Annotated in this window: 25 protein-coding genes; 15 read left to right on the plus strand and 10 right to left on the minus strand. The window is 34.8% G+C overall.

Going from position 1 to position 21662, the window contains the following annotated elements:
* Window positions 1-11 precede the first annotated feature (11 nt).
* Window positions 12-1046, plus strand: a complete 1035-nt coding sequence (locus K5783_RS02870) for a DMT family transporter (RefSeq protein ID WP_297472038.1) — start codon at window positions 12-14, stop codon at window positions 1044-1046.
* 69 nt (window positions 1047-1115) lie between these two features.
* Complete coding sequence (locus K5783_RS02875) at window positions 1116-1505, plus strand: response regulator (RefSeq protein ID WP_297472039.1); 390 nt, start codon at window positions 1116-1118, stop codon at window positions 1503-1505.
* 14 nt (window positions 1506-1519) lie between these two features.
* Here the strand turns inward: K5783_RS02875 and K5783_RS02880 are convergent, their stop codons facing one another.
* Window positions 1520-1918: a pyridoxamine 5'-phosphate oxidase family protein gene (locus tag K5783_RS02880; RefSeq protein ID WP_297472040.1), complete on the minus strand. Its 399-nt coding sequence runs from the start codon at window positions 1916-1918 to the stop codon at window positions 1520-1522.
* On the minus strand, window positions 1915-2193 hold the full coding sequence (locus K5783_RS02885) for a hypothetical protein (RefSeq protein ID WP_109877340.1): 279 nt from the start codon (window positions 2191-2193) through the stop codon (window positions 1915-1917). The genes K5783_RS02880 and K5783_RS02885 overlap by 4 nt, the downstream gene beginning before the upstream one ends.
* 72 nt (window positions 2194-2265) lie before the next feature.
* Here K5783_RS02885 and K5783_RS02890 point away from each other — a divergent pair, with 72 nt between their 5' ends.
* The gene (locus tag K5783_RS02890; protein WP_297472041.1) at window positions 2266-2667 is read left to right on the plus strand and encodes a DUF2203 domain-containing protein; all 402 of its coding nucleotides are present in this window, start codon (window positions 2266-2268) and stop codon (window positions 2665-2667) included.
* Here the strand turns inward: K5783_RS02890 and K5783_RS02895 are convergent.
* The 4 genes from K5783_RS02895 to K5783_RS02910 form a co-directional block, all read right to left on the minus strand.
* Window positions 2659-3516 carry a TrmB family transcriptional regulator gene (locus K5783_RS02895; RefSeq protein ID WP_297472042.1) on the minus strand — a complete coding sequence of 286 codons (858 nt, stop codon included), beginning with the start codon at window positions 3514-3516 and terminating at the stop codon, window positions 2659-2661. The two genes, K5783_RS02890 and K5783_RS02895, sit on opposite strands and share 9 nt — an antisense overlap.
* Window positions 3517-3807: 291 nt before the next feature.
* Window positions 3808-4725, minus strand: coding sequence for a type II secretion system F family protein (locus K5783_RS02900; RefSeq protein WP_297472043.1), 918 nt, complete (start codon window positions 4723-4725; stop codon window positions 3808-3810).
* Between the two features lie 4 nt (window positions 4726-4729).
* Window positions 4730-5650, minus strand: a complete 921-nt coding sequence (locus tag K5783_RS02905) for a type II secretion system F family protein (protein ID WP_297472044.1) — start codon at window positions 5648-5650, stop codon at window positions 4730-4732.
* Between the two features lie 2 nt (window positions 5651-5652).
* Entirely contained in the window at window positions 5653-7266 is a 1614-nt protein-coding gene (locus tag K5783_RS02910) for a type II/IV secretion system ATPase subunit (protein ID WP_366939163.1), read from the minus strand.
* A gap of 135 nt (window positions 7267-7401) precedes the next feature.
* Here K5783_RS02910 and K5783_RS02915 point away from each other — a divergent pair, with 135 nt between their 5' ends.
* From K5783_RS02915 to K5783_RS02930, 4 genes are read left to right on the plus strand one after another with little or no spacing between them, the layout of a single operon-like run.
* Complete coding sequence (locus K5783_RS02915) at window positions 7402-8553, plus strand: hypothetical protein (RefSeq protein WP_297472046.1); 1152 nt, start codon at window positions 7402-7404, stop codon at window positions 8551-8553.
* A complete protein-coding gene (locus K5783_RS02920) occupies window positions 8550-9080 on the plus strand; it encodes a hypothetical protein (protein WP_297472047.1) in 531 nt (176 codons plus the stop codon). The genes K5783_RS02915 and K5783_RS02920 overlap by 4 nt, the downstream gene beginning before the upstream one ends.
* Window positions 9081-9086: 6 nt before the next feature.
* Entirely contained in the window at window positions 9087-9794 is a 708-nt protein-coding gene (locus K5783_RS02925) for a hypothetical protein (protein WP_297472048.1), read from the plus strand.
* Window positions 9795-9832: 38 nt separating this feature from the next.
* Window positions 9833-11578, plus strand: a complete 1746-nt coding sequence (locus K5783_RS02930; RefSeq protein WP_297472049.1) for a hypothetical protein — start codon at window positions 9833-9835, stop codon at window positions 11576-11578.
* A 74-nt stretch (window positions 11579-11652) separates the two neighbouring features.
* Here the strand turns inward: K5783_RS02930 and K5783_RS02935 are convergent, their stop codons facing one another.
* Window positions 11653-13050: a hypothetical protein gene (locus tag K5783_RS02935; protein WP_297472050.1), complete on the minus strand. Its 1398-nt coding sequence runs from the start codon at window positions 13048-13050 to the stop codon at window positions 11653-11655.
* A gap of 123 nt (window positions 13051-13173) precedes the next feature.
* Between K5783_RS02935 and K5783_RS02940 the strand changes: the two genes are divergently transcribed.
* A complete protein-coding gene (locus K5783_RS02940; RefSeq protein ID WP_297472051.1) occupies window positions 13174-13848 on the plus strand; it encodes an archaellin/type IV pilin N-terminal domain-containing protein in 675 nt (224 codons plus the stop codon).
* 63 nt (window positions 13849-13911) lie between these two features.
* Complete coding sequence (locus K5783_RS02945) at window positions 13912-16626, plus strand: hypothetical protein (RefSeq protein WP_297472052.1); 2715 nt, start codon at window positions 13912-13914, stop codon at window positions 16624-16626.
* A 4-nt stretch (window positions 16627-16630) separates the two neighbouring features.
* On the opposite strand, the gene K5783_RS02950 is transcribed toward K5783_RS02945, so the two are convergent.
* A complete protein-coding gene (locus K5783_RS02950; RefSeq protein ID WP_297472053.1) occupies window positions 16631-16801 on the minus strand; it encodes a hypothetical protein in 171 nt (56 codons plus the stop codon).
* Between the two features lie 117 nt (window positions 16802-16918).
* On the opposite strand from K5783_RS02950, the gene K5783_RS02955 reads away from it, so the two are divergent.
* The 5 genes from K5783_RS02955 (at window position 16919) to K5783_RS02975 (ending at window position 19878) form a co-directional block, all read left to right on the plus strand.
* The gene (locus K5783_RS02955; RefSeq protein ID WP_297472054.1) at window positions 16919-17809 is read left to right on the plus strand and encodes a prenyltransferase; all 891 of its coding nucleotides are present in this window, start codon (window positions 16919-16921) and stop codon (window positions 17807-17809) included.
* A 30-nt stretch (window positions 17810-17839) separates the two neighbouring features.
* On the plus strand, window positions 17840-18940 hold the full coding sequence (locus K5783_RS02960) for an aldo/keto reductase (protein WP_297472055.1): 1101 nt from the start codon (window positions 17840-17842) through the stop codon (window positions 18938-18940).
* A 70-nt stretch (window positions 18941-19010) separates the two neighbouring features.
* A complete protein-coding gene (locus K5783_RS02965) occupies window positions 19011-19382 on the plus strand; it encodes a DUF6659 family protein (protein WP_109877146.1) in 372 nt (123 codons plus the stop codon).
* A gap of 62 nt (window positions 19383-19444) precedes the next feature.
* Window positions 19445-19633, plus strand: a complete 189-nt coding sequence (locus K5783_RS02970) for a hypothetical protein (RefSeq protein ID WP_297472056.1) — start codon at window positions 19445-19447, stop codon at window positions 19631-19633.
* Between the two features lie 98 nt (window positions 19634-19731).
* Complete coding sequence (locus K5783_RS02975; protein ID WP_297472057.1) at window positions 19732-19878, plus strand: YHS domain-containing protein; 147 nt, start codon at window positions 19732-19734, stop codon at window positions 19876-19878.
* Here K5783_RS02975 and K5783_RS02980 read toward each other — a convergent pair.
* Window positions 19875-20816: an asparagine synthase-related protein gene (locus K5783_RS02980; RefSeq protein ID WP_366939145.1), complete on the minus strand. Its 942-nt coding sequence runs from the start codon at window positions 20814-20816 to the stop codon at window positions 19875-19877. The two genes, K5783_RS02975 and K5783_RS02980, sit on opposite strands and share 4 nt — an antisense overlap.
* Before the next feature lie 108 nt (window positions 20817-20924).
* Here K5783_RS02980 and K5783_RS02985 point away from each other — a divergent pair, with 108 nt between their 5' ends.
* Window positions 20925-21341: a helix-turn-helix domain-containing protein gene (locus tag K5783_RS02985; RefSeq protein WP_109877142.1), complete on the plus strand. Its 417-nt coding sequence runs from the start codon at window positions 20925-20927 to the stop codon at window positions 21339-21341.
* Here the strand turns inward: K5783_RS02985 and K5783_RS02990 are convergent.
* Complete coding sequence (locus K5783_RS02990; RefSeq protein WP_297472059.1) at window positions 21338-21652, minus strand: DNA-binding protein; 315 nt, start codon at window positions 21650-21652, stop codon at window positions 21338-21340. The genes K5783_RS02985 and K5783_RS02990 overlap by 4 nt on opposite strands.
* Window positions 21653-21662 lie beyond the last annotated feature (10 nt).

The following is a 21662-nucleotide window of genomic DNA, read 5'->3' on the forward strand; positions in this document are numbered from 1 at the left end:
TGTGGGATTAATTGAAAATTAAACTCTGCAGCAAAAAGTCACAATATGGATATTATTTTATCATACTTGCAGCTATGCTTTCATCCCTTGTACATGTGTTGTCAAAACCCCTATTGGACATGGGGTTAAACACAATGGAAATTAATCCTATTTTCATGACCTTTTTAATTTACATGATCTGTACGGCTTTTTTTACGCCTATAGCACGTAAAACTGACGCAATTAGTAAATTCTCTCAAAAAGATATTTTGTTTATGGCTTTAATTGGATTATCTGAGGTAGCTGCACTTTCAACATATTTTTTTGGTCTACAAAACTCATCTGCAGTAAACGCATCTATTTTTAGTAACAGTGAAATCATTTTTTCATTAGTTCTTGCAATGGTCATTTTCAAAGAACGAATTAACATAAAAGAATGCATCCCTTTTTCTATGATCATCATTGGAATGATGATAATTCCAATCGGAAATAATATTTATCAAAATGGAATGAATTTTGAGCACCTAGCTACCGGTGATCTTTTGATTATTCTTTCTGGGCTTCTTTATGCTGCTGATATTACAATTTGCAAGTATGTGGGCGACAAATATGATACTAGAAGAGTAACACAGATTACTTCATTTTTTTGTGCAATAATTGCACTATCATTTTTATTCTTACTTGAAATTCCAATGGATTTTGAGTTAGAATATATTCCAAATATTGTACTCATTTCTATATTTGGTACTGGTATGTCTACTCTGTTATTTTTTGCAGGATTAAAATTAATTGGTGCTGTAAGAACTGTTTTGTTATATTCTACAACTTCAGTATTTGGAATTATTTTTGCCGGTGTATTTCTATCTGAACAAATTACAGTCATTGATTTAATTTCTCTGGGAATTACTCTTATCGGTATATTCTTTTTGAGAAATAAATTGGCAGAATCTGAATCTGCAGATCCTGAATTAGAATGCAGTTCTATTAAAAATAATGATGATAAATTTGAGCATAAATTTAATGAAACCTCTGCAAAAAACAATCCAAAAACTGTGATTTCTCTGTAACTTCTGCACGAGGCCGTCTTATTATATATAATAAAAGATTAACTTAATACTTAGTTATCAATACCAAATATGGGATTGATAACCAAAAAATGCGTAATTATAGATGACGATGTTCAAATCACCGAACTTTTTTCAGAATTATTGGTACTTCTTGGTTTGAAAATTTTAGCAATAGGCCATAATGGATTGGATGCGATAGACCTCTTTTCAAAACACAAGCCAGATATTTTATTTATGGATGTTGAAATGCCAAAATTAAACGGAATTGAAGCATTAAAAGAAATTAAAAAAATTGATTCATCTGCAAAAGTGATAATTATTACTGGAAATACGTCTGGTGATTGTGAAAGAATTTTACAAGATAATGGGGCTACTGCAATTATTTACAAACCATTTGATATTCAAAAAATCAAACAATTAATTGAGCACTTTGATAACCCTGTCTCAATGTATACTTGATTCTACATAATATTCTATTTTAATCCCCAACTCACTTTGTTGCTTGGAATAATTTTCAGAAATGGTGCTTCATTCTCAGTCCATGGATCTCTTCGTACCCATTCAAATTTTTTATCAAATACATCATAGTATTTTTTAAATTCAGGACCACTATCAATAATTTCTGTTTTCCCTTGAATGCAAACAGCTTTATGATTTCCTGATTTGTATATGTCTACAACTATCCCTGTGTTTGGATTTAATTTTATGTTTGAAAATGTTCGTGTATTGTAATCTGTTGCAACTAAAATGACGTTGTCTTTGAATACATACGATACAGGTTTTACATGTGGTATGTCGTTATGTGATGTAGCAATTCTTGCCTCTTCTAGCGATTCTAGAAAATCTGTTTCATTTTTGGTAAATTCTATCAACTGAATATTCGTTCTCTTATGTCAGGAATGTGTTTGTATACTATGTCTCTGATTTTCATCTGATCTTCTGTGGTGGGAATCTCTTTTTGTGAACTGAGTATTGCACCGCCCATTCCAAGTGCCATGCCCATTACAATTCCATAAACAAATTCTTGTGGATTTTCTACTTTGAGTATATCCTTGTTTTCTTTAATGTCTTGCAAATAAGCTGGAATAGTTGATACTGCGCCATTAATTACTTGAATAATAATTTCTTCTAAAGGATCTTCACTCATATGGCATTTTCGATATGAATTATTAATAAATTTGTGCCTAAGATTTTTAATCCTGCCTTCCTGAGAAAACATATGTTCTCTTTTTTTACCACCAATGAGGCTAATGCCGCTCTTCCAGACGTGATAAAAAAATTCGAGTATGCGTTATCGAAAAAGAACGAAGTATCAAAATTAGAGCAACAACTGCAAATGTGCATTTCTACTACCAACTCCTTTGAAGAATTCATCACTCTGAAACAGAAATTAAATTCGGCAGTAACTAAATTCTATGAGGCGGTTGAGATTCTTGAAAGTACTGGCGTGTCTGTCAAAAGTATTGAGCAAGGGCTGCTTGATTTTCCTTCAAAGAGATTTGATGAAGAGGTTTGGCTGTGCTGGAAATATGGGGAAACAGAAATAAAATTTTGGCATGAGAAAGACTCTGGTTTTATGGGCCGAAAACCCATAGAGGTCAGTGATGAATCTTTAGTGTGACTGGTCTTCGCTTGTCTTTTTGATAAAATTTTTGACATCTATGGTTTTGAGTGGCTTTGATGAATCCCATAGAAATGAACACAATGTGAAAATGTTGTCAACCATTTCATTTGAATTTGTACATAATGAAAAGTCTGAATCTGAACCTGAGTGCTGAGAGGATGCAGCATGATCTGACATTATCATTTTTTTGTCTTTCTGCACCACTATTCTTCCCTTTGATGGCAGCTTGCCAATTTTTGTTTCAGTCGCATTGAATCTTTTGACAAATGGCGCCAGTTTTGGATCATTCATATCTACAAGTAATCTCACTTTGCCGCCGTTTTTTTCACAAATACTGATTTTTTCTGGGATTGTGCTGTGGTACATTCTGGATACATCGTCAAGTGTTGTGGCAATGTATATTGTATCCTCTGAATTTTCAATTAATTGCGCAATGTCGGCGTAGATGTTCTGACGTCCTTGAACAACTCTAAATGTTGGAACGGTGTTGATTTGGTTTGATGTGATTTCCTCATTGATTTTATCGATGATTGCCTCCCCTAATTTTTTGATTTTATTTACCTCGTCTTCTTTTTTACTCAAGGCAATTTTAAGCGCATCATGAGGGTCTGATGCAATACATAATTTGGGACTGGATAATGTAGTTGAGATAATATTTCTATTAACTAACCTGTCTACTGTTCTGTACATTCTTGCTCTATCAATATCAAGCTCTTTTGCAAGTGCACTTGCAGTAATTGGACCTGCTCTGAGTAAATTTAGATAAACTTTAGCTTCCAAGTCATCAAGATCTAAAATCTCTTCTAACTCTGTTGCTATTCTACTTACTTGATCTTGGTAAGACATCCTTTCTCTCTCATCTCTTTTAACCTAGACTCGTTTTGTTTAATGGCATTTAGTATTTTCGCAGAATTTGCCAGTTTCACAAAATATAATTTTCCTGTCATCGATGCAAAATTTAGATCAAAATAGAACTAAAGGTTCTGTTTGTACAATAGCACACACAAAAAACAAAATATGTTGTTTTTAAATCACAACAAAATGTTTTACTAAGATGAACAAAAAATATTCATGCGTTTTTTGATATTTTCTTTTTTCACATCTGACAATTTTTTTAAAAAATGTCCCAATTGAGAACTAGACTACGTTAAATGCAATTACTGATATTACAATCATCACAACAACATGTTTTGTACCTGCAACATATGACCCTGACCCAATCTTCCCTGCCGCTAATCCCCCAAAGACTGCCTCAATTATTGCCATGTTGAACAATCCTGACTCTAATTGGGCAATATCCATGCTGGCAAGCGAGCCAAACAATCCTTCTGTACCGCTGCCTGATGCAAGTAGCCCCTCCTGAACTTTTTCAATTTCAGTGAAAAAGCTAGTTGTTAGCAAAACTGCTACTGCTAAAAACACTGCAAATGAAATGTATATTGTGTATGTGTATGGTTGCAGTGCCGATTTTCTGCTCTTTTCGATATTTTGCATGTCTGAAACGTGTTTTTGAATCATTTCGAGGTTTTCAGATACATCTCCGCCAATTTTCATTGCCATCTCTAGTAGAACTGTGACCCTTCTTGCAACTCTAGTTCCTGTCCTTTCTGCAAAATTCTCAAATGCATCTTCGATTGGTGTTCCCCAACTAATGTTGGCTCTAAGATTTCTCAGTTCTGGTGTTAATGCTCCGAGATTTCTTTCACCTGCTTGCTCTATTGCTTTGATCAGGTTTGCACCACTCTGAACAGAACTTAACAATGCAAGCAAAAAAACTGGGAGATTCCTATCTATGCTGTCTCTTCTTTGTACTTCTTTTAGTTGGTGAATGGTTAATGGAATGACTCCTACAAGTATCCCAAAGATTAATCCTATATCTCTGATTGTTGTAGATTCAGAAAATCCTGAAAAATAGAAACTCATTGAAATTACACTAGTAGCTGCAATGATAGAAAATAACCCTGTCTTTAGAATTTCATTTTTTAATATTGATTTTCTAGGTTCAATCACTGCAATCTTTCTTCTTTTAATTTTTCTTTTTTGTTTGCTTTCCATTTTTTTACCTCTTTGGAACCATAGTGTCCATCATGACTAGCATCAATACCCCGCTAAGTGGAATTACTGCAAATGTTAGAATGTTCATCAATGTGATCAAATCAAATCCTGCAAGGCTGGGACTCATTATGCCCATAATTGATAACATGATTACCGCTAATAACGGAAATACAATTAGTAGAATGGTGTAAATTTCTGCAACACTTCCCAGGGATTCTGTAGTTTTTTGCATCAACATCTTTTTTTCTTCGAGCTGAACTTTTGCTGTGGCATTGAAATATTCTTTGAGATCTCCTCCAGATTGAACTGTAACTACTGCCCCTTCTAGCAATTCTGAATATGGCCCTGTTGGTGTTCTATGTATCAAATCCTTAATTGCACTAATCAAATCCATGCCTAAAATATCGATATTTCTTACAATGTACCTGGCATCCTTTACAATGTCTTCTTCTGTTTCCTCTTTTGCTATTGCTTTGAAAATTCCTTCCAGTGTAAGGCCGCTGGTTGCAAGAGTTGACATGTATCCTATGAAATGAGGAATTTCTTCTATGAGTTTTGAGGATCTATTTGTTACTCTTACTTTTGGAATTATTTGTAAAATTCCAAATGTTATTCCAAATAACACTAGTCCGCCTAATATTGGAAGTAAAATCTCTAAACTTGCAGGTTGAATGTTGATAAACTGTGCTGTCACAAATCCTAAAACTGCTCCACAAGCACCTGCAATCATACTAAAGAAAACCATGCTTGAAACATAGACCTCAAATGGAATTGGCATCATTGCCTGTTTGATTGATTTATCCAATGATTTTAATTTTGGATGCAAAAATTTTACATGTTCATTTAGTAATTTGTAACTATACACATGAATTTGTCCAACTGATTCTTCTTCGTTCTGTTTTTGTTTCTTTTTGGTTACATTCATAATTATACCTCCAGTCTTTTTCTTTCATAGAATCTTTCTGGATCAGCATAATACTCCATAACATTTGAAGTAACTTCTTTGTGATCACGAATGTCGTTTTTAACCATCCATTCCAGAGCTAATCTTCTTTTTGTTAATTCGTAATTGATTTTTTCTTCACTGTCTCCGTCTCTTTCTTTGAGTTTTCTAAAAATTACACTATTTCCCATGTATTCATGAGTGTCTGTTTTTGGATTCCATTTGAAAATTTCATGTGTTCTGATTTCTCCAGTTGTCTCATGAATTCCATCAATCTCTGATACCTGAATGATTCTTCTAGCTGATTTGTTGCCTACTCTGATTTTTAGTTGAAGTGTGATTAAATCAAGACTGTTTGCGATTAACGCTTTTGGAACATCCATTGGAGATGATGTTAATCTGGTAAGCGTTGCCTCTACTGAATCTGCGTGGATGGATGAAAATCCTCCATGACCTGTGGCCATTGCCTGAAATAATGTATATGCTTCTCTGCCTCTTGTTTCTCCAACAATTATGATGTCTGGTCTTTGCCTGAGTGCCGCTCTTAGAAGATCAAATTGGTTAATTTCCCCAATTTGTGTATCTGTGAAGTTCTGTCGAGATACTGCAGGAATCCAATTTTCATGCGGCAAGTTTAGTTCCTGAGTATCTTCTATGCTTACTACTTTTTCGCCTGGCTTGATAAATGAGGCCAGAGCATTTAGGGCTGTAGTTTTGCCACTTGCAGTTCCTCCTGCAATGAGCATGGTTGATTTTTTTTCAGCCAAATACCACATGAATGCTGCAATGTCTACTGAGATTGTTCCAAATTTTATCAAATCAATTATTGTTATTGGGTCTGCTCTGAATCTTCTAATTGTAAATGTGCTGCCTCTTTTAGTAATTTCATGGCCCAATGTTAGATTGATTCTGCTTCCATTTGGAAGTGATGCATCAATAATCGGGTCTGCCATTGATACGTGCTTTCCACAAATGTATGCCATTTTTCTTGAAAAATTATTTAATTCTGCATCTTTTTCAAAGATGATGTTTGTTGGCATGGATTCGTGTTCTCTGTGCCAAATGTAGATTGGTATGTTTGTACCATCACAACTAATCTCTTCAATCATATGGTCTCTCATTAATGGCTCTATTTTCCCGAGATGAACAAAATCTCTAATTGCGTAATAATTTATTTTTGCTATGTTTTTTTTTGGAATGTTCAATCTGTATTTTTTAACCATGGATGCGATCTTCTTTTTTAGTCGTCTTTCCGCATCTTTCTTTGATTTGATATCTTGGAGCGATACTGTAAGTTCTGTCATTAGTAATTTTTTGATAATCTCAAAAGCTTTTTGATCTCTTTCTGACAGAACAGGCTCTATCACCTGATATCTCAGACCTCCTTTTGCTGTTAAATCTTTTATTATTCCTGCATGAATTTCATTACTGTCCCATTCTAATTTTGACAATGTCATAAACTGAGGAATTTTTGCATTGTTTTCTGTATTATTTGAAACAGTTTCTGGTTGGTTTTTGATTGGTTTTACAACCTCCTTAGTTTCCACATGTAATTTTTGTAGTTCTGATAACTTTTCTTTGAATATGTTTAGCCTCATTTTCAGGTTTAATACATCTCTGATGCGTTTTAACGCATGTTCGTTCATATGAACAGCATTTGCCTTTTACTGTTCTTTTTCCTAATAAAACAACTGTAATGATGGATATGTTCATACTTTATGAGGTGGAAAATATTGTTTAGAAAGAAAAATAATAATTCTAATTTTGAGTCCAAACCTCCGCATAAAATAGGCGGCTTTGACAATCTGTCTTCTATTTTTAAGGGAAATTTAAATGAGCGTAAAATTGATACTAATGAGGAATTATCTGTAAATAATTATGTCTCAATTGATGAATCTGACGCTCTAAAACCATCTACTAGTAAGGCAGTAAAATTAATTCAAGAAGTCCAAAAACTCAAAGATAGAACAATAATCCCATTTGTAGACTACAATGAAGGAAAATTATTCTATCCTATTCTTTCAAAAATAGGCGAAGTTCAAGATAACATTGTATGTCTTGATGATCTTGTCTCTGATGGGATTTTAGAGAAAAAAATTTACGAAAAATTAATTGTTTGTCCAATTCATCCTGACACTCATTCATCCAGTGTGCGCCTTTATTGTCCAAAATGCCATTCAATGAATGTTGAAAAATTAAATCTGTTTGAACATAAGATATGTGGTTATATTACCGAAAGCACAAATTTTGATTTTACAGATCCTGAAAATTCACGCTGTCCTTCATGCAAGAAACCAATAAAAGTTTTTGAAAAAGAAATACGCATTCCTGCAATGTGGTATCAATGCATTGACTGTGTTGAAAAATTTGATAATGCTGTAATCAAATTACATTGCAGAAAATACGAGCATGATTTTGATACAAACTCTGGACAATTCGTTCCAACATATTGTTATAAATTAAAAAATTCTGAAACATCGATTAATTCCGATACCAATCAGATTAAAGATGATTTGCTAAAATTATTGCAAGGATTTAATTTTGATGCAAAACTCAATATTTCGATAAAAGGAAAAAGTAACAACGTACATGAAATTCCAATTTATGGAAAGAGCAACATTACTAACGAATCGATACTGATATTTATAAAAAATCACCCCGATGGAATCAATCAATCCGATATGAATTATGTTTTAGTTCCAAAATTAGATATTAATCCTGAAAAGACATTGCTTCTAACTATATCTGGAATAAATGAGGGCGTAGAAAATCTGGCAAATCATTATGGAATTCATTTAATCTCCGAATCTGATTTCTCGCAAATTATTACGCGTGTTGAAAAATTTGTTTCTGAATGGTATTCTGAGAATGGTGGAAAAAAGTGAAAAATGTCTTTTCTCACCCATTTCTAAAAAATCGCCGTGCTGTCAGCCAAGTAATGGGCAGTGTTGTGATCTTAGGAATTGTCAGCTCTGTTGGGTCTGTAATTTTATTTAACGGAATGAACAGTATTAGCGCATTTACCTATGATCTGTCATTTCATGAGGCATCCAAAAATCAAATTCATAGAGAAGATATTGTATTTGAACACGTTCGATTTGAACCTAATACAGATAATTTGATAATCGATTTGGCCAATGTTGGTACTGTTGAATCCACGATTGCTAGTATCACAATATTGAATATTGATAATCAGGAAATTATTTCAAACTGGATTGATCTGGATCAAACTATACAACTAAAAGATAATCGCCAACTAGTGTTGGATTTACTAGACGATACACAAATAATATTGGTTCAAGGATCTGGAACTTGGAATGATCCTGAATATGTCAACTCTGAATATCGAATTTCATTAACCACTGCTAGGGGAAATTTCTTCACCACTGTAGCTAGTCCGTTTAACACATAGATTGCAATGAAATCAAAAAATATTGCTTATACATATGAGATGAGAAAAAATTCTCGTTTAAAGCGCCGAAGAGGTGTAACTGACATAATCAGTACGATGATGCTGATGGCAGTAACTGTTACTGGTGCAAGCACTCTGACTTATTTTATGAATGATGCATTTCTTTCAGGAAATTTGGGAACGACTTCTACACTTGAAGCATCGTCCTTGAACATTCTACTTTTGGCGTATGATACGCGCGATTCTTCTAGGTTGTTGACATTAAATGATGTTGATAACAAACATGATTCGGTTTTGTGTCGTTCTAGCTGTAGTGGTAATCCAAATGACCTTCCTCTAAATGGCGGCACTGAATTTATTGTATTTCAAATACAAAATAATAATCTAAATTCTATTTTCTTGGAAAGAATTTCCATTAACGGCATCTATTATCCTTGGGATGCTGCCACATCTGGTGTAGTGTTGGATACTACTGTCCCATTAACTAACGGTAAATATCCTGCAGATGGGATGTTCACAATTTTACCTATTAGTGCAGGTTCCATTATTCAAAATGAAGATACTCAAATTCAAAGCGGACAAACAGTAAATATTCTTGTAAAGTTGGATTCTGTTGATCCTGACATTCAACTCAACAAAGGAATTCGCTTACTACTAAATTCTGGACAAATTCAACCGGCAGAGTTTTTGATTGAAAGCGGTGGTGCACAATAAAATTTCAATCAAGGAATTTTGCTCAAAACCGACGAGGCTTGTCCTCTGTTGTGGGAGCACTATTCTTCACCGTATTGATGGTTGCAGGTTTTTCTGTTTTGAGTCTGGCCCTTGATGCTCAAACCGATATTGTTACAACTCAAAGAATGGTTTCAGATGTGGAACTAAAAAAACAGCAAGAACAATTTGGAATTGCAGTTTCAACCGATTCTAGCAATAAATTGGATATTTCTGTGACTAATTTTGGTCAAAATCCAGTAGAAATTTCCAGTTTTTGGATTATTAACAAGACGTTATCTTCTCAGCCCGCAACACGGTATTCGGTAGATTACAATGATTCTTTTGTCACTGGTGGCATTCCTTCTTCAATACTTACATCTCAATCTCTTTACATGGTTCCTGATTCATATGACATCAAAGTAGTATCATCATTGGGAACAATTGAAATTGCAGAATTAGTGGTAGGATCAAGCGGCTCTTCTATCAATAATCTACGTTCAGTTCTTGTAACTGATCCTCCTGATGTGATTCTGGGACAAAATGTGACGATAGGGATGGTAGTTACAAACACTGGGCAATTAAAAATCAACGATGTTGCTCCTTCGACCATTTCTGTAAATCCTCCTGGTACTGTCGTTGGTTATTCTGGACCTAATCTGTCTTCAGTAGATTTGATTCCAGGTGAATCTATTTTGTTTTTGTGGGATTATACCATTGATGGAACTGCAGATACAAATGTTGATTTTTCAAATTTTGCAACTGGATTGGATGCAAACAACAACTTGGTTCAAAGTAATGTTGCATCTGACCAAAGTATTTTACGTGATCAGGCAAATTCAACTTCGGGCTCTGACGAATTAATTGTTTTGACACAAGATCTTTTGGCAAAACCTGAACTGTTTATTGTGATGCCTGCACCTTTTGGTGAATCTGGACAACAAGGCATTTGGGGAATTAATGTTGTCAATCCTGTTGAAAAAGATCTTGAAGTAAGTAAAATTGTAATTACTGCAACATCAACAAGATATACTGGTGGTGACGAAATTTTTACTGATAATAATGGCAACGCATGCCAAGCACAACATGTTGATCCGTCATTAGGCGGAACGTGGAGTTGTCCGATGCCCAATCAATTGATGTGGAAGAGCCTTGTCAATCCTGTATCTGTTCCTGGCCTGTCAAATGTTCCTTTCTTGGCATTAGTGGAACCTGGATTCATAGGGAGCAGTGGGGATTTTCTTGAAACTGTTCCTGTTGATGTGAGTGTGTATACTACTCTGGGCCAATTTGGGAAGTCTGGTTATGGCACGTCATATAACGAGGGTGCGACAACATTGCCAAATGTGTATCTGACGGATGTGCCTGGTTCTGCATCTAATACAAATATTCTTTCAAGCATTGATGGAATCTCAAGTGGAAGTACAATCAAACTTAATGCAACTTTGACTGATTTTGATACTAATCTTAGTCACGTAATTCAGGCAACTGATTCTAGATTAATCATCAACATTCCTAAAGGATGGAGTAATCCTTCAATCCTAAATGCCCCTGGATTCACCATGGACCCTATTGAGGTTTTTGCTGATGGGTCTTCCCAAATCGTAGGTGTTCTTAATTCTAATATTGCAAGCCCATTGGATACCCAGACAATAGAATTCCAAGTCACTGCACCTACGGTAACATCAACACAGCTTTATGTAATGTATGTTCTAGCCGACGGAATTAGTAGCGGTGATGTGGCCATCGGCCCATTGGCTGAAATTATTTTACAAGTAGTGCCTTAGATTAATTACTCAAGTAATTTCAATTCATTGAATGTTTGACATTAATTTAATAATTAAAAAAATAAAAATTGATGTTATGATTCCATGGTTGGGTCAATCATAACATAGTTGATTTTGTAGACTTTGCCTGAATCAATTCCTGAACATCCAAGAAATACCATTAAGTTGTCTGTTGGATTCACTGGCAGGTTTCCATTGCTGTCCCTTAGGAAATCAGATGTACTATCGTGAGCAATTATTCTCTCCAATCTACAATCTGCATTTGTTGCACCTTCATCTGGATCAATTACTTTTTCAACTACACTGAATAAAACAATTGTAGTTGTTGAAGATAATTCAGAATCAACAATTCCTATGTTTCCACTGTCTCCGATTATCTGTATACATGGATCTGTTTTGATTCCATTGACATAATGGTCACAACTGTCTAGAGTGCCTATGGCTGTTTCTTCAATGTTTATTTCCATTGAATTGTTTTGGAAAACAATTCCTCCTGGCCCTCCAGAACCGTCACCGTTGTCGTCATTGTATATTGTACATGTGATGCTTTTGTCCTTTTTAATGGTAAATTCTTCTTCAACCATTGTTGGGCATTGATTATCTCCTGTGATTAGAACCGTAGTGTATGTGGTGGTGACTGTATCTGCAATTGATTCGGAAATCCTATACGTGCCAACAGGGACTTCATTCAGATTAACTAGCGGGTTTGATGATTCGTCTTGATCATGATTCAAGATAATCTCTTCATTTGTTTCCGCATTCGTTAACATGATTGTAAAGTCTGCTGGAATGGCATCTCCCCCATTATCATTTGTGATGGCTTTTCTTATTGTGATGCTGCCTGTTTTAATAGGGTCTGAGTCGTCTTCACAAGTAAGAGGATCTGATTCTGAAATTGATGTTTCACCATTTTTCAAACCATCTGTGATTTCTATTGCATAACCGCTATCCATCACTGTCAATCCTTTGTAAAGTGGCTGCGAACATGATGTGTGTATTTCCATTGAAGAAACTAACACGTCATCTTGGTTTTCTACAATTTTATAAATTGCAATAACAGTGTTTGAATTTAATTTATCTTTTCCAAAGTTAGATGATTCTATTTGATAATCTCCTAAATTTGTAACACCTACAATACTCATCAATTTTTTATCCGTATTGCCGATGTCGTTTAGTTTTTTGTAAACTTCAATTCTGAACTCACTGTCTATTTCTTCACTTGGTGTAGAAAATATGAACTTGAGTGCGTCTGGTTTTTCACAATCACATGGATCTTTTGGTTCATCATCACAATCATCATGTCTATTATTATGATGTCTATCATCACAATCATCATCGTAGTCATCATCATGATCATCATCATGGTTGCCTCCATATGTCGAAAATGCATTTGGAGTTTCTGACACAAATCCACCAATAATCAATATTGCTGCAATTGTTGAAATTGTCAAAGTCGTCTTTAATTTTGTCATTACGTTATTGCATTTTCATGGGTAAAAATGAACTGTGTTGTAATGTTTGAACAACATTTGAAGTTGCTGTGTTGTTTGAACACAAATTACTTTAACATCTGTTTTGATATTACTAACTCTAGAATGACAAAACTACAGTCAAAACAAAACAAGTTGACTTCGAGAAGAGCAGTTGCACCAGTAATTGCAACACTTCTTTTGGTAGCAATAGCAGTAGTTGGTGGAAGTATTGTCTTTGTGTTCTCACAGGGATTCTTTAGTTCTGCCCAAATCAGCGGTTCACCAAATATCGAATCAGTGAGAATTGTTGGCTATGATGCAAGAGATTCTGATACCTTGACATTGCATGACGGGTTGGCAGCAGCTGATCCTCTAACATTACAAGGATCTCCCTCTAACGGATTAGTTGATGGTGAAAGAATTGCAATATACTTGCAAAATAATAGTGTCCAAAAAGTCACTCTTAGTGAAATTCGATTAGCTGGCAGTGTTTATTCGTTTAGTAGTATTGCCGGTGGATTCCTTGATGACTATACAGGCACTAGTCTTGATAAAGATGCAACTACGGGAATAGGCAAATTCGCTATTGCGACAAATAGTAATGGTGTACTTGGTTCTGAAACTCCTGCTAATGTTTTAACAACAACCGCAGCTGAACTTCAACCAGGACAACAGGCCACAATCATTCTTGAATTATCTGAGAATGTAAAATCTGGCAGAGACGCACAATTCAAGATCACTACCACAAACGGAGCTGTCTTCGTTGGAACTGTTATTGCAGGTCAACAAAGTGGTTAACTCCACATTTTTTCATTTTTATGAAAAACGATGGAGCCAAAAATTGAAAAATGGAGAAAAACTATGATCAAAAAAATCCCTTTGGCATTCTTTTTAGCAATCACATTACTGCTTGGCGGAAATGTTCAATTGTCATCTGCCCAAAACTTAGAAGCACTATCAGAGTATTCAATAAAACTAGCAATTTCTCCTTCACACCTAGAAAGCGGTGTGGCTGAACATCAAGTCGGCTACCTTTATGTTCTTAGCAAGCATGGAGTGCCTATCACATCATCATATGATGTTCCAGTTAGTTTGAGTTCTGATGATCCTTCCATTGCATCTGTTCCAACAAAAACTGTCTTAAAAGCAAATGAAGAATTTGTATCCTTTCCAATAATTACAGGTGACAAATCAGGAAAGACCACAATTACTGCATCACTAAACGGTAAAACAACATTTCAGAAAATAGAAGTCGGTACAGATGAAACTTATCTTCCAGATGATTTAACTTTGGAATTAAACCTACCCACAACTGAAATGCATGTGAATTCTCAGATGCCTTTTACTGTTTTCTTTAAGACCGTTGATGACACTATAGTTCGTGCACCCAATGACATTGAAATTATTCTTGAACATAATGATCTTTTGGCATCTCCGGATTCTGACACATTGACAATCAAAAAAGGCAGTTACTATGCATGGGGAGTTTTAACTGCTCATGAAAAAACAGGAAATACGTTTGTTCGTGCGATTCATGAAGAATCTGGGCTTGATATTGCAAAAAGCATCAAAATTTCATCTACTTTGCCTGCGAGTTTAAAATTATCTGTACATCCAAAGTTAATTCCTGCCGAATTTGATAGGGCATTAGACATTTTTGTCACTGTAGTTGATTCTAATGGCAATCCTACGAAAACACCTGAAGACATTCCCTTGGAATTTTTTTCTAATGAACAATTTCCAATAGGAGATGTTTTAGTTGGTATTTCAAAGTCAGAAAAGCCGATGATAAAAAAAGGTGAATTTGGTTATTTGTTACAAGAAAAATTTAGCTTACAAAACTTGTTAAAAAATGATATTCTGATAGGGGTAAGTTCTATAGGATATGGTACTGCAACTGATACATTTCGTACAGTTGGTGAATCAATTGAAGAAGGAAATAAGTTAAAACGAACCATGAAAAATGTATTTGATTTTGGTTTTAACGTCAAAGATTATGGAAACACCGTTAATGTATTTGGAATAGAAAATGTGCCAAGTAACGCAACAGCATTTTTTACTTATCAATTATCGATGATTGAAGATGATGAAGATGATGATGGAATTAGACCTGATGGCTCTTTAGTTGAAATTAATCCTGAATGTGCAGAACAATCGGATGATGCATCTGATCCGGACTCAAGTGATGTCACTCATAATACTGAATTGGATTCTGATAAAATTATTCTTTATTCAATTGATTGTTTAGAAGAAGATGAACTCTATCCCATGCAATCTACTGAGAATCTTTACACTGACGGGTTTGTTCACAAAATCAATGTGATTTCCAGTGATGAAAAACTTGCTAACATTGTAGATGGGGGAAAAATTCTCAGTTCATACTCTTTTGGCACTGCAAAAGTATCCACAGGTCAAAAAACAGGACCTGTTACTATATCTACTTCGATAAATGGTGTGGGTACAGGTTCTTTTACTACAAATGTTGTTAATGCATTAGAACAAAAAGAAGTCCGATTATTTTCTCCAACTGGAGAAGGCAGTTTAATTTTTGATCGTGATGGATATTTTGATCTCTTTTTAATTGCACTTGATGGGCAACAACGCCCCAAAGTTATGACCGAAACTGGAAAATACCTAGTTACGCCGACTAACGGCTTAGTTGAAATAAACAAAGGTGATACTTTTACTTTTACCCAATTAAGAAGTGATTCTTTTGGCATATCTGTGGCTGAAACTCAAATTCTTCTTACAGTAGAGCCAATTGGCGAAAACGCAGATTTGAAATTGGGTGGCAGCAAAGTTTTCACTACTCAACCATCCTCTCAAATTCAGGTAACTTTGCCACTTAGTAAAATCAATACAAATCATCAGGAAAATTTAGGAGTAATCCAGTTAGTTGATTTGCAAGGAAATCCGGTAATTCCAAAATTCAATGTAAAATCAAAAATCGTATCATCTCAGAACTCTATTGTTCAAATAATCGATGATTCAGTAATTCCTGCAGGTTCATCATATACAACATTCCCGATTAAAACCACCGGCTCTGTTGGAAATGCAATAATTTCTGCCAGTGCCAAGGGTGTTAATGGAACTTCTACAATGATTAGCACTGCTTCTTCTCAACTACAGTTACAAATTTCCACTGGTAATTTGGTAGATGTGATAAAAGTGGATGATCCTGTGGAGTTTAGATTATTTGTAGATGATGAGAATTTGGATTCGGTATCAGGAGCTTCATTAAAAATAATTACAAAAGGTGATGGAATTATTACTCCTGAAGTTGTACGAACAAGCTCTGATGGCAGCGCGATTGTAAGCCTAACTGCATTTGAAGGTCCAAACTTATCTTTTGACATTATTGCCACTGCAGAAGGATACGCGGAAGGGAAGGACACGTTTACAGTTAATGTGGATTCTCCAGAAAACACAATCAGCGCAATTGATTTGGAGTTGCCTGAATGGATTGTCTATATTGTAATCGGAGGAATTTTGATGATAGGAATAGTTGTATTGCTTTTCTTAAAGAAATCAAAAGCAGATTTGGAAGAAGAATGGGAAGACGAAGAAGAGATATGATCTTCTATCTTTTAGATCTATTCACATCTCTGCAAATTCCACACAGGTAATTTTGCTTAAACTCCTCTAATTCTGTTTTAAAGTCATCTGTTTGATAATATGCTTCTCCAGTTTGCAGTCCTCCTGGAACTAATTTGCCGCAAACATTGCAATGAATTTCAACGTTGAATTTCACTCTCTTCTCACCATTTGATATTTTGCCAATAATCATAATCTCAACTAAATCAGATTTGTTATAAACAATATAGGCTCAATCTCATGAATATTATACCGAAAAATTACTAGTATTCTTATGCTTGCTGTTTGGTTTCGTGTGATAAGGATAAGGTTTCTTCTTGCATCTGTGATTGCCGTTTCTGTTGGACTGGCACTAAATTTGTGGCAAAATTCATCTATTGATTTATTTGATGCAGTGCTGATCTTTGCAGGAGTATTATCTCTTCATGCAAGTGTTGACTTGTTAAATGATTTTTGGGATTTTAAGCGAGGAATTGACACTAAAACAAAACGAACCAAGATGAGCGGTGGAACTGGCGTATTACCTGAAGGGTTACTCAAACCATCTGCAGTATACCGTGCAGGAATTGTATTTTTAATTATTGGTTCTTTGATTGGTGCATATTTTGTAATGAATAATGGAATAATCATTGCTATGATTTTGGGATTTGCAATTTTATCTATCTATTTTTATTCCACAAAAATTGTTGATTCTGGTCTCGGTGAATTCTTTGTTGCAGTAAAGGGTTCTATGATTGTGATTGGTACTTTTTTTATCCAGTCGGGACAAATCAACATAGAATCAATTCTTGGCGGTATTGTTGTGGGTTCTTTGTCCTCCTTGGTACTTTTCATTGCATCCTTTCCAGATCATGATGCAGACAAATCAAAAGGCAGAAAAACTCTAGTAATTGCAGTTGGAAAAGAAAAAGCATCCAAATTGTTTTGGATTTTTCCAATAGTATCCTACAGTGCAATTATTGCCGGCGTGTTTGCAGATTTATTTCCATTATTATCTTTGATTTGTCTGCTGAGTATACCACTAATGATAAAATCTGGCGTGGGATTGCAGAAAAATTATGATTCTGTTGAGAATTTGGTACCTTCCATGTCTTCTACATTATTATTCAGCAGAATAACTGGCGCATTGTTTGTTTCTAGTTTTTTAATTGACCTATTACTTTAGACATAAATTTAGTAAAGACTTACGAATAACATGATTTCAGGTTTTGCAACTTCTGACGGAACCAAAAAATTTGCTCAATCTTCAGGCACAAATCAGGAAAATTTCAAGAATTTTGCAAATCTGACTCTCTCAAATGTTGGAATTGGAACCTATCTTGGAGATCCAGATTCCCGAACTGATGAACTAGTAAAGAATGCTGTAAAACAATCTATTCTATCTGGAATCAATGTTATTGATACTGCGATAAATTACAGGGCTCAAAAAGCAGAACGATCTGTTGGAAAAGCCATCTCTGAATTGATTGACGAAGAAAAAATATCCCGTGATCAATTATTTCTGAGCACTAAAAATGGCTATGTTACAAATGATGCAGATGTCCAATTAGGATTTTGGGAGTATGTTAAAGAAGAATATTCTCAAAGAGGGATAATCAAAGAAGGCGATGTGACATCTGGTTATCATTGTATGACTCCGACATATCTTTCTGATCAACTGGACCGTAGTTTAAAAAATCTAAATATGGATTGCGTTGATTTGATGTATCTTCACAATGCCGTTGAGGGACAAATTAATGATGTTTCTAAAGAGCAATTTTTAGAAAATTTAAAATCTGTTTTTGAACTATATGAACAAAAACGTGATGAGGGGAAAATTAAATTCTATGGGATGGCAACATGGGAATGTTTTAGAGTACCACAAGATAGCCACCAATATCTTTCACTTGAGGAAACAGTCAGTATAGCTAAAAAAATTGGAGGTGAAAACCACGGTTTTCGATTTATTCAATTACCTTTCAACATGCATTATGATCAGGCATTACTTGGAAAAAACCAATTACTAGAATCTAAACAAGTTTCAATTTTAGAGGCTGCTACATCCCTAGGAATAGGTGTTTTTACAAGCGTTCCTTTCATGCAAGGTCGATTACTGACGCCAGGTGTTATGCCGGAATTTAATGAACTAAAACCATCTCTTCGTGCTTTACAATTCATTCGCTCATCTCCTGGGGTTTTGGCGCCATTGGTTGGACAGAAATCTGCCGAACATGTATCTGAGAATCTTGAAATCATGAAAATTCCTCCTATTCCTGAAGATGATTTTTTGACTCTCGTCAAAAAACTCACTTCGTAAATCCTTTTTCTGATATATTTGAAATTTTGATGGAAAAATAATAAATGAGCCGTCTTTAGGAAATAAGTACTTGTCAGCAAAGATTTATGATTATGGAAAAATTTGCAAATCTGTCTTATCGATAGATCCTAAAATTCGATTTGCGGGGGTAATTAATGAAAGGGGACGATTAGTAGCCGGTGGGATGAGGGAGAATGTTGAACCACTAGAAAGTGAAAAAGATGATGAGATGATATTCATGGAATTAGCATTGCGTGTCAAAATGAGAAAAGAATTTGATAAACAACTAGGTCCTGTAAATTTTGCAATGGCATCAAGAGAACGTGCCCTTGCCATAAGCGTACTAATCAATGAAGACATTCTTTATGTCGTATCTGAACCTGATTCAGATTATGGTGTTTTACCTAAAAAAATTATTGAAATAATTCATTCTCAACATTAATTCTAATTCCATTTTTGGGAATTTGGGATCTTCTTAATTAGCAATTAACACACAAATTTTTCATGGATGCAAAATTGGATTCTAATTATTTAGCAATAACAGAACTAACCTCAGAAATTAATTCAATTGTTAGAAAGTCTTTTGAAAATGGTAATGAGGAATTGCCGTCATCTGATGTAGAACATATTTTAAAAATTACCTCTGATGTTGCCTCTAAAATTAGACCTCGACTCAAAGAATTAACTGTATAGTTTACTGGATGTTATTTTCTGAAAAATCGTTCCGTTTATTCATCATAAAAATGATTTCCTAACTGTATCTATAAATAGAAATTAAAAGACAAAAATTTGTGCCAGTAGATCCTGTGTGTGGAATAGAACTTGATGAAGAACTAGCATTACTTCATGAGTATGATGGAAAAAAATTTCATTTTTGCTGCAATGGATGTAGACGTATCTTTATCAAAAAACCTAGAAAATATAAAAATAATATCTAGATTGGAAAAGCCCCGCACATTCTACAGAATTTGGAATTCTTTACTTCGCATTTACAGTACGGACATGCATTATCTGGGCTTTTTTGAGGAATGCCGAAAAATCTCTTAAAAATTTCATAGTAATGCATTGACTCTCTGCTTCTAATTATTACCCCGTCTTCTTTTTCTGTGGTTAATTTTTTTTCAACATATTTTTCCTCATTGATTATTGATTCGAACAAATTAGTCAGTCCTGCAGTTCCTGATCCATCTTGCATTGGTGATTTCTCTCTCCATATGATCTGTTGTGGTAGATATTTTTCAAACGTCTTGCGAAGTATCCATTTTCCATATCTTTGTTCTTTTTCATTTCTCACTTTCATGTCTGCTGGAATTTTTTTGGCCAATTCTACAACTGAATCTTTTAGAAATGGCGCTTCTACCTCTATTCCTAACCCATGGCCTATCTTTTGTGTTGGAAAATGCATTACTGAACAAACTCTGTTTATTTCTGCTTCTAATTCATTTTCAGGTTTATGAATTAGAAAACTATATCCTGCAAATAATTCGTCTGCACCATCCCCTGTTATGATGGATTTTTCTCCATTGTCCTTTGCCCATTTTATTGCAAGATACATTACAACATTGTTTCGAATCTCTATGTCATTGAAATTTTTTAAAATTTTTATTGTATCTTCCACCGCTTCTAAAATCTCTGCAGTTTTAACATGGTAAATTGTAAGATGTAACCCTAGTTCTTTTGCTACTCTTTGGCAATATGTTAGGTCTGTTGAAACAAAATCTTCCGCAATAATTGCAATGGTTTTTGGTTTTTTTTGTCTTAAGAGATATGCTATGATTGAACTATCTAGTCCGCCAGATAATGCTATCAAATTAGATTTGCACGAATTGCAGGATTCCTCTAAGACATCATAGAGTTCCTTGGAAACATTATCCAACACAACTACGTTTGCTCTGAAATTAAAATATCTATGCCTGACTTTATCTGTAACTTTTCCTCACCATTATTGCAAACTTTAAATTTGTTATAGCATTCTTGAAGATTGATGCTTCTTCCGGCTGAAATTGAATCTAAAACTCTAATTCCAGCATTGCGTGCAATTCTTGCAAAGAAACTCGCGGAGGATCATAATATTAGAGAAGACGAAATTTCTAAAATGCTAGGTGTCACACAAGCAGCAATTAGTAATTACATTCGAGGAACAAGAGGTGATCCATCTCTTATCGCGAAACTTTTAGCTGAAAAACAAGTTGCCATTATGATTGATGATCTAAGTGATAATCTTTCATCTGATCTGGCGTATACTCCGTCTAGCCTTTCAAAATTTATCGGCCTTTGTAATTATATTAAATCTAGTCTGCTTATTTGTGAGATACATCACAACTTGGAATCAAACATTGATGAGCAAGTATGCAAAGAATGTGAAAATATGCTCCTAAAGGGCCCTGGAAGCGTCTACTAAATTTTATTTATTATTATCTCGATTGTTGATGTCATGCTTCCTATTCCTGGAGCTGCAACTGTGTCTAAATTGATTTTTTGAATTCTGGAATTACCCTTTAACATTTTTTCCGTGATTATATTTGCGACAGCTACTGCATTTGGAATTGAATTACCTCTTGATTTTAAGATGACTTTGTGTTTGCTTCCCAATGTAGATAACACATCAATAGCTGATTGCATTACAGGATCATTTCCAATATTTATGATGGTGTACTCAGACTTTTCGGTCTGCTCGTGACCATACGGTTCAGTAGTCTCTTCCATGAGCATTATTCAACAA

Origin of the sequence: Nitrosopumilus sp., assembly GCF_025699125.1 — an archaeon.
Taxonomy (GTDB): Archaea; Thermoproteota; Nitrososphaeria; order Nitrososphaerales; family Nitrosopumilaceae; genus Nitrosopumilus.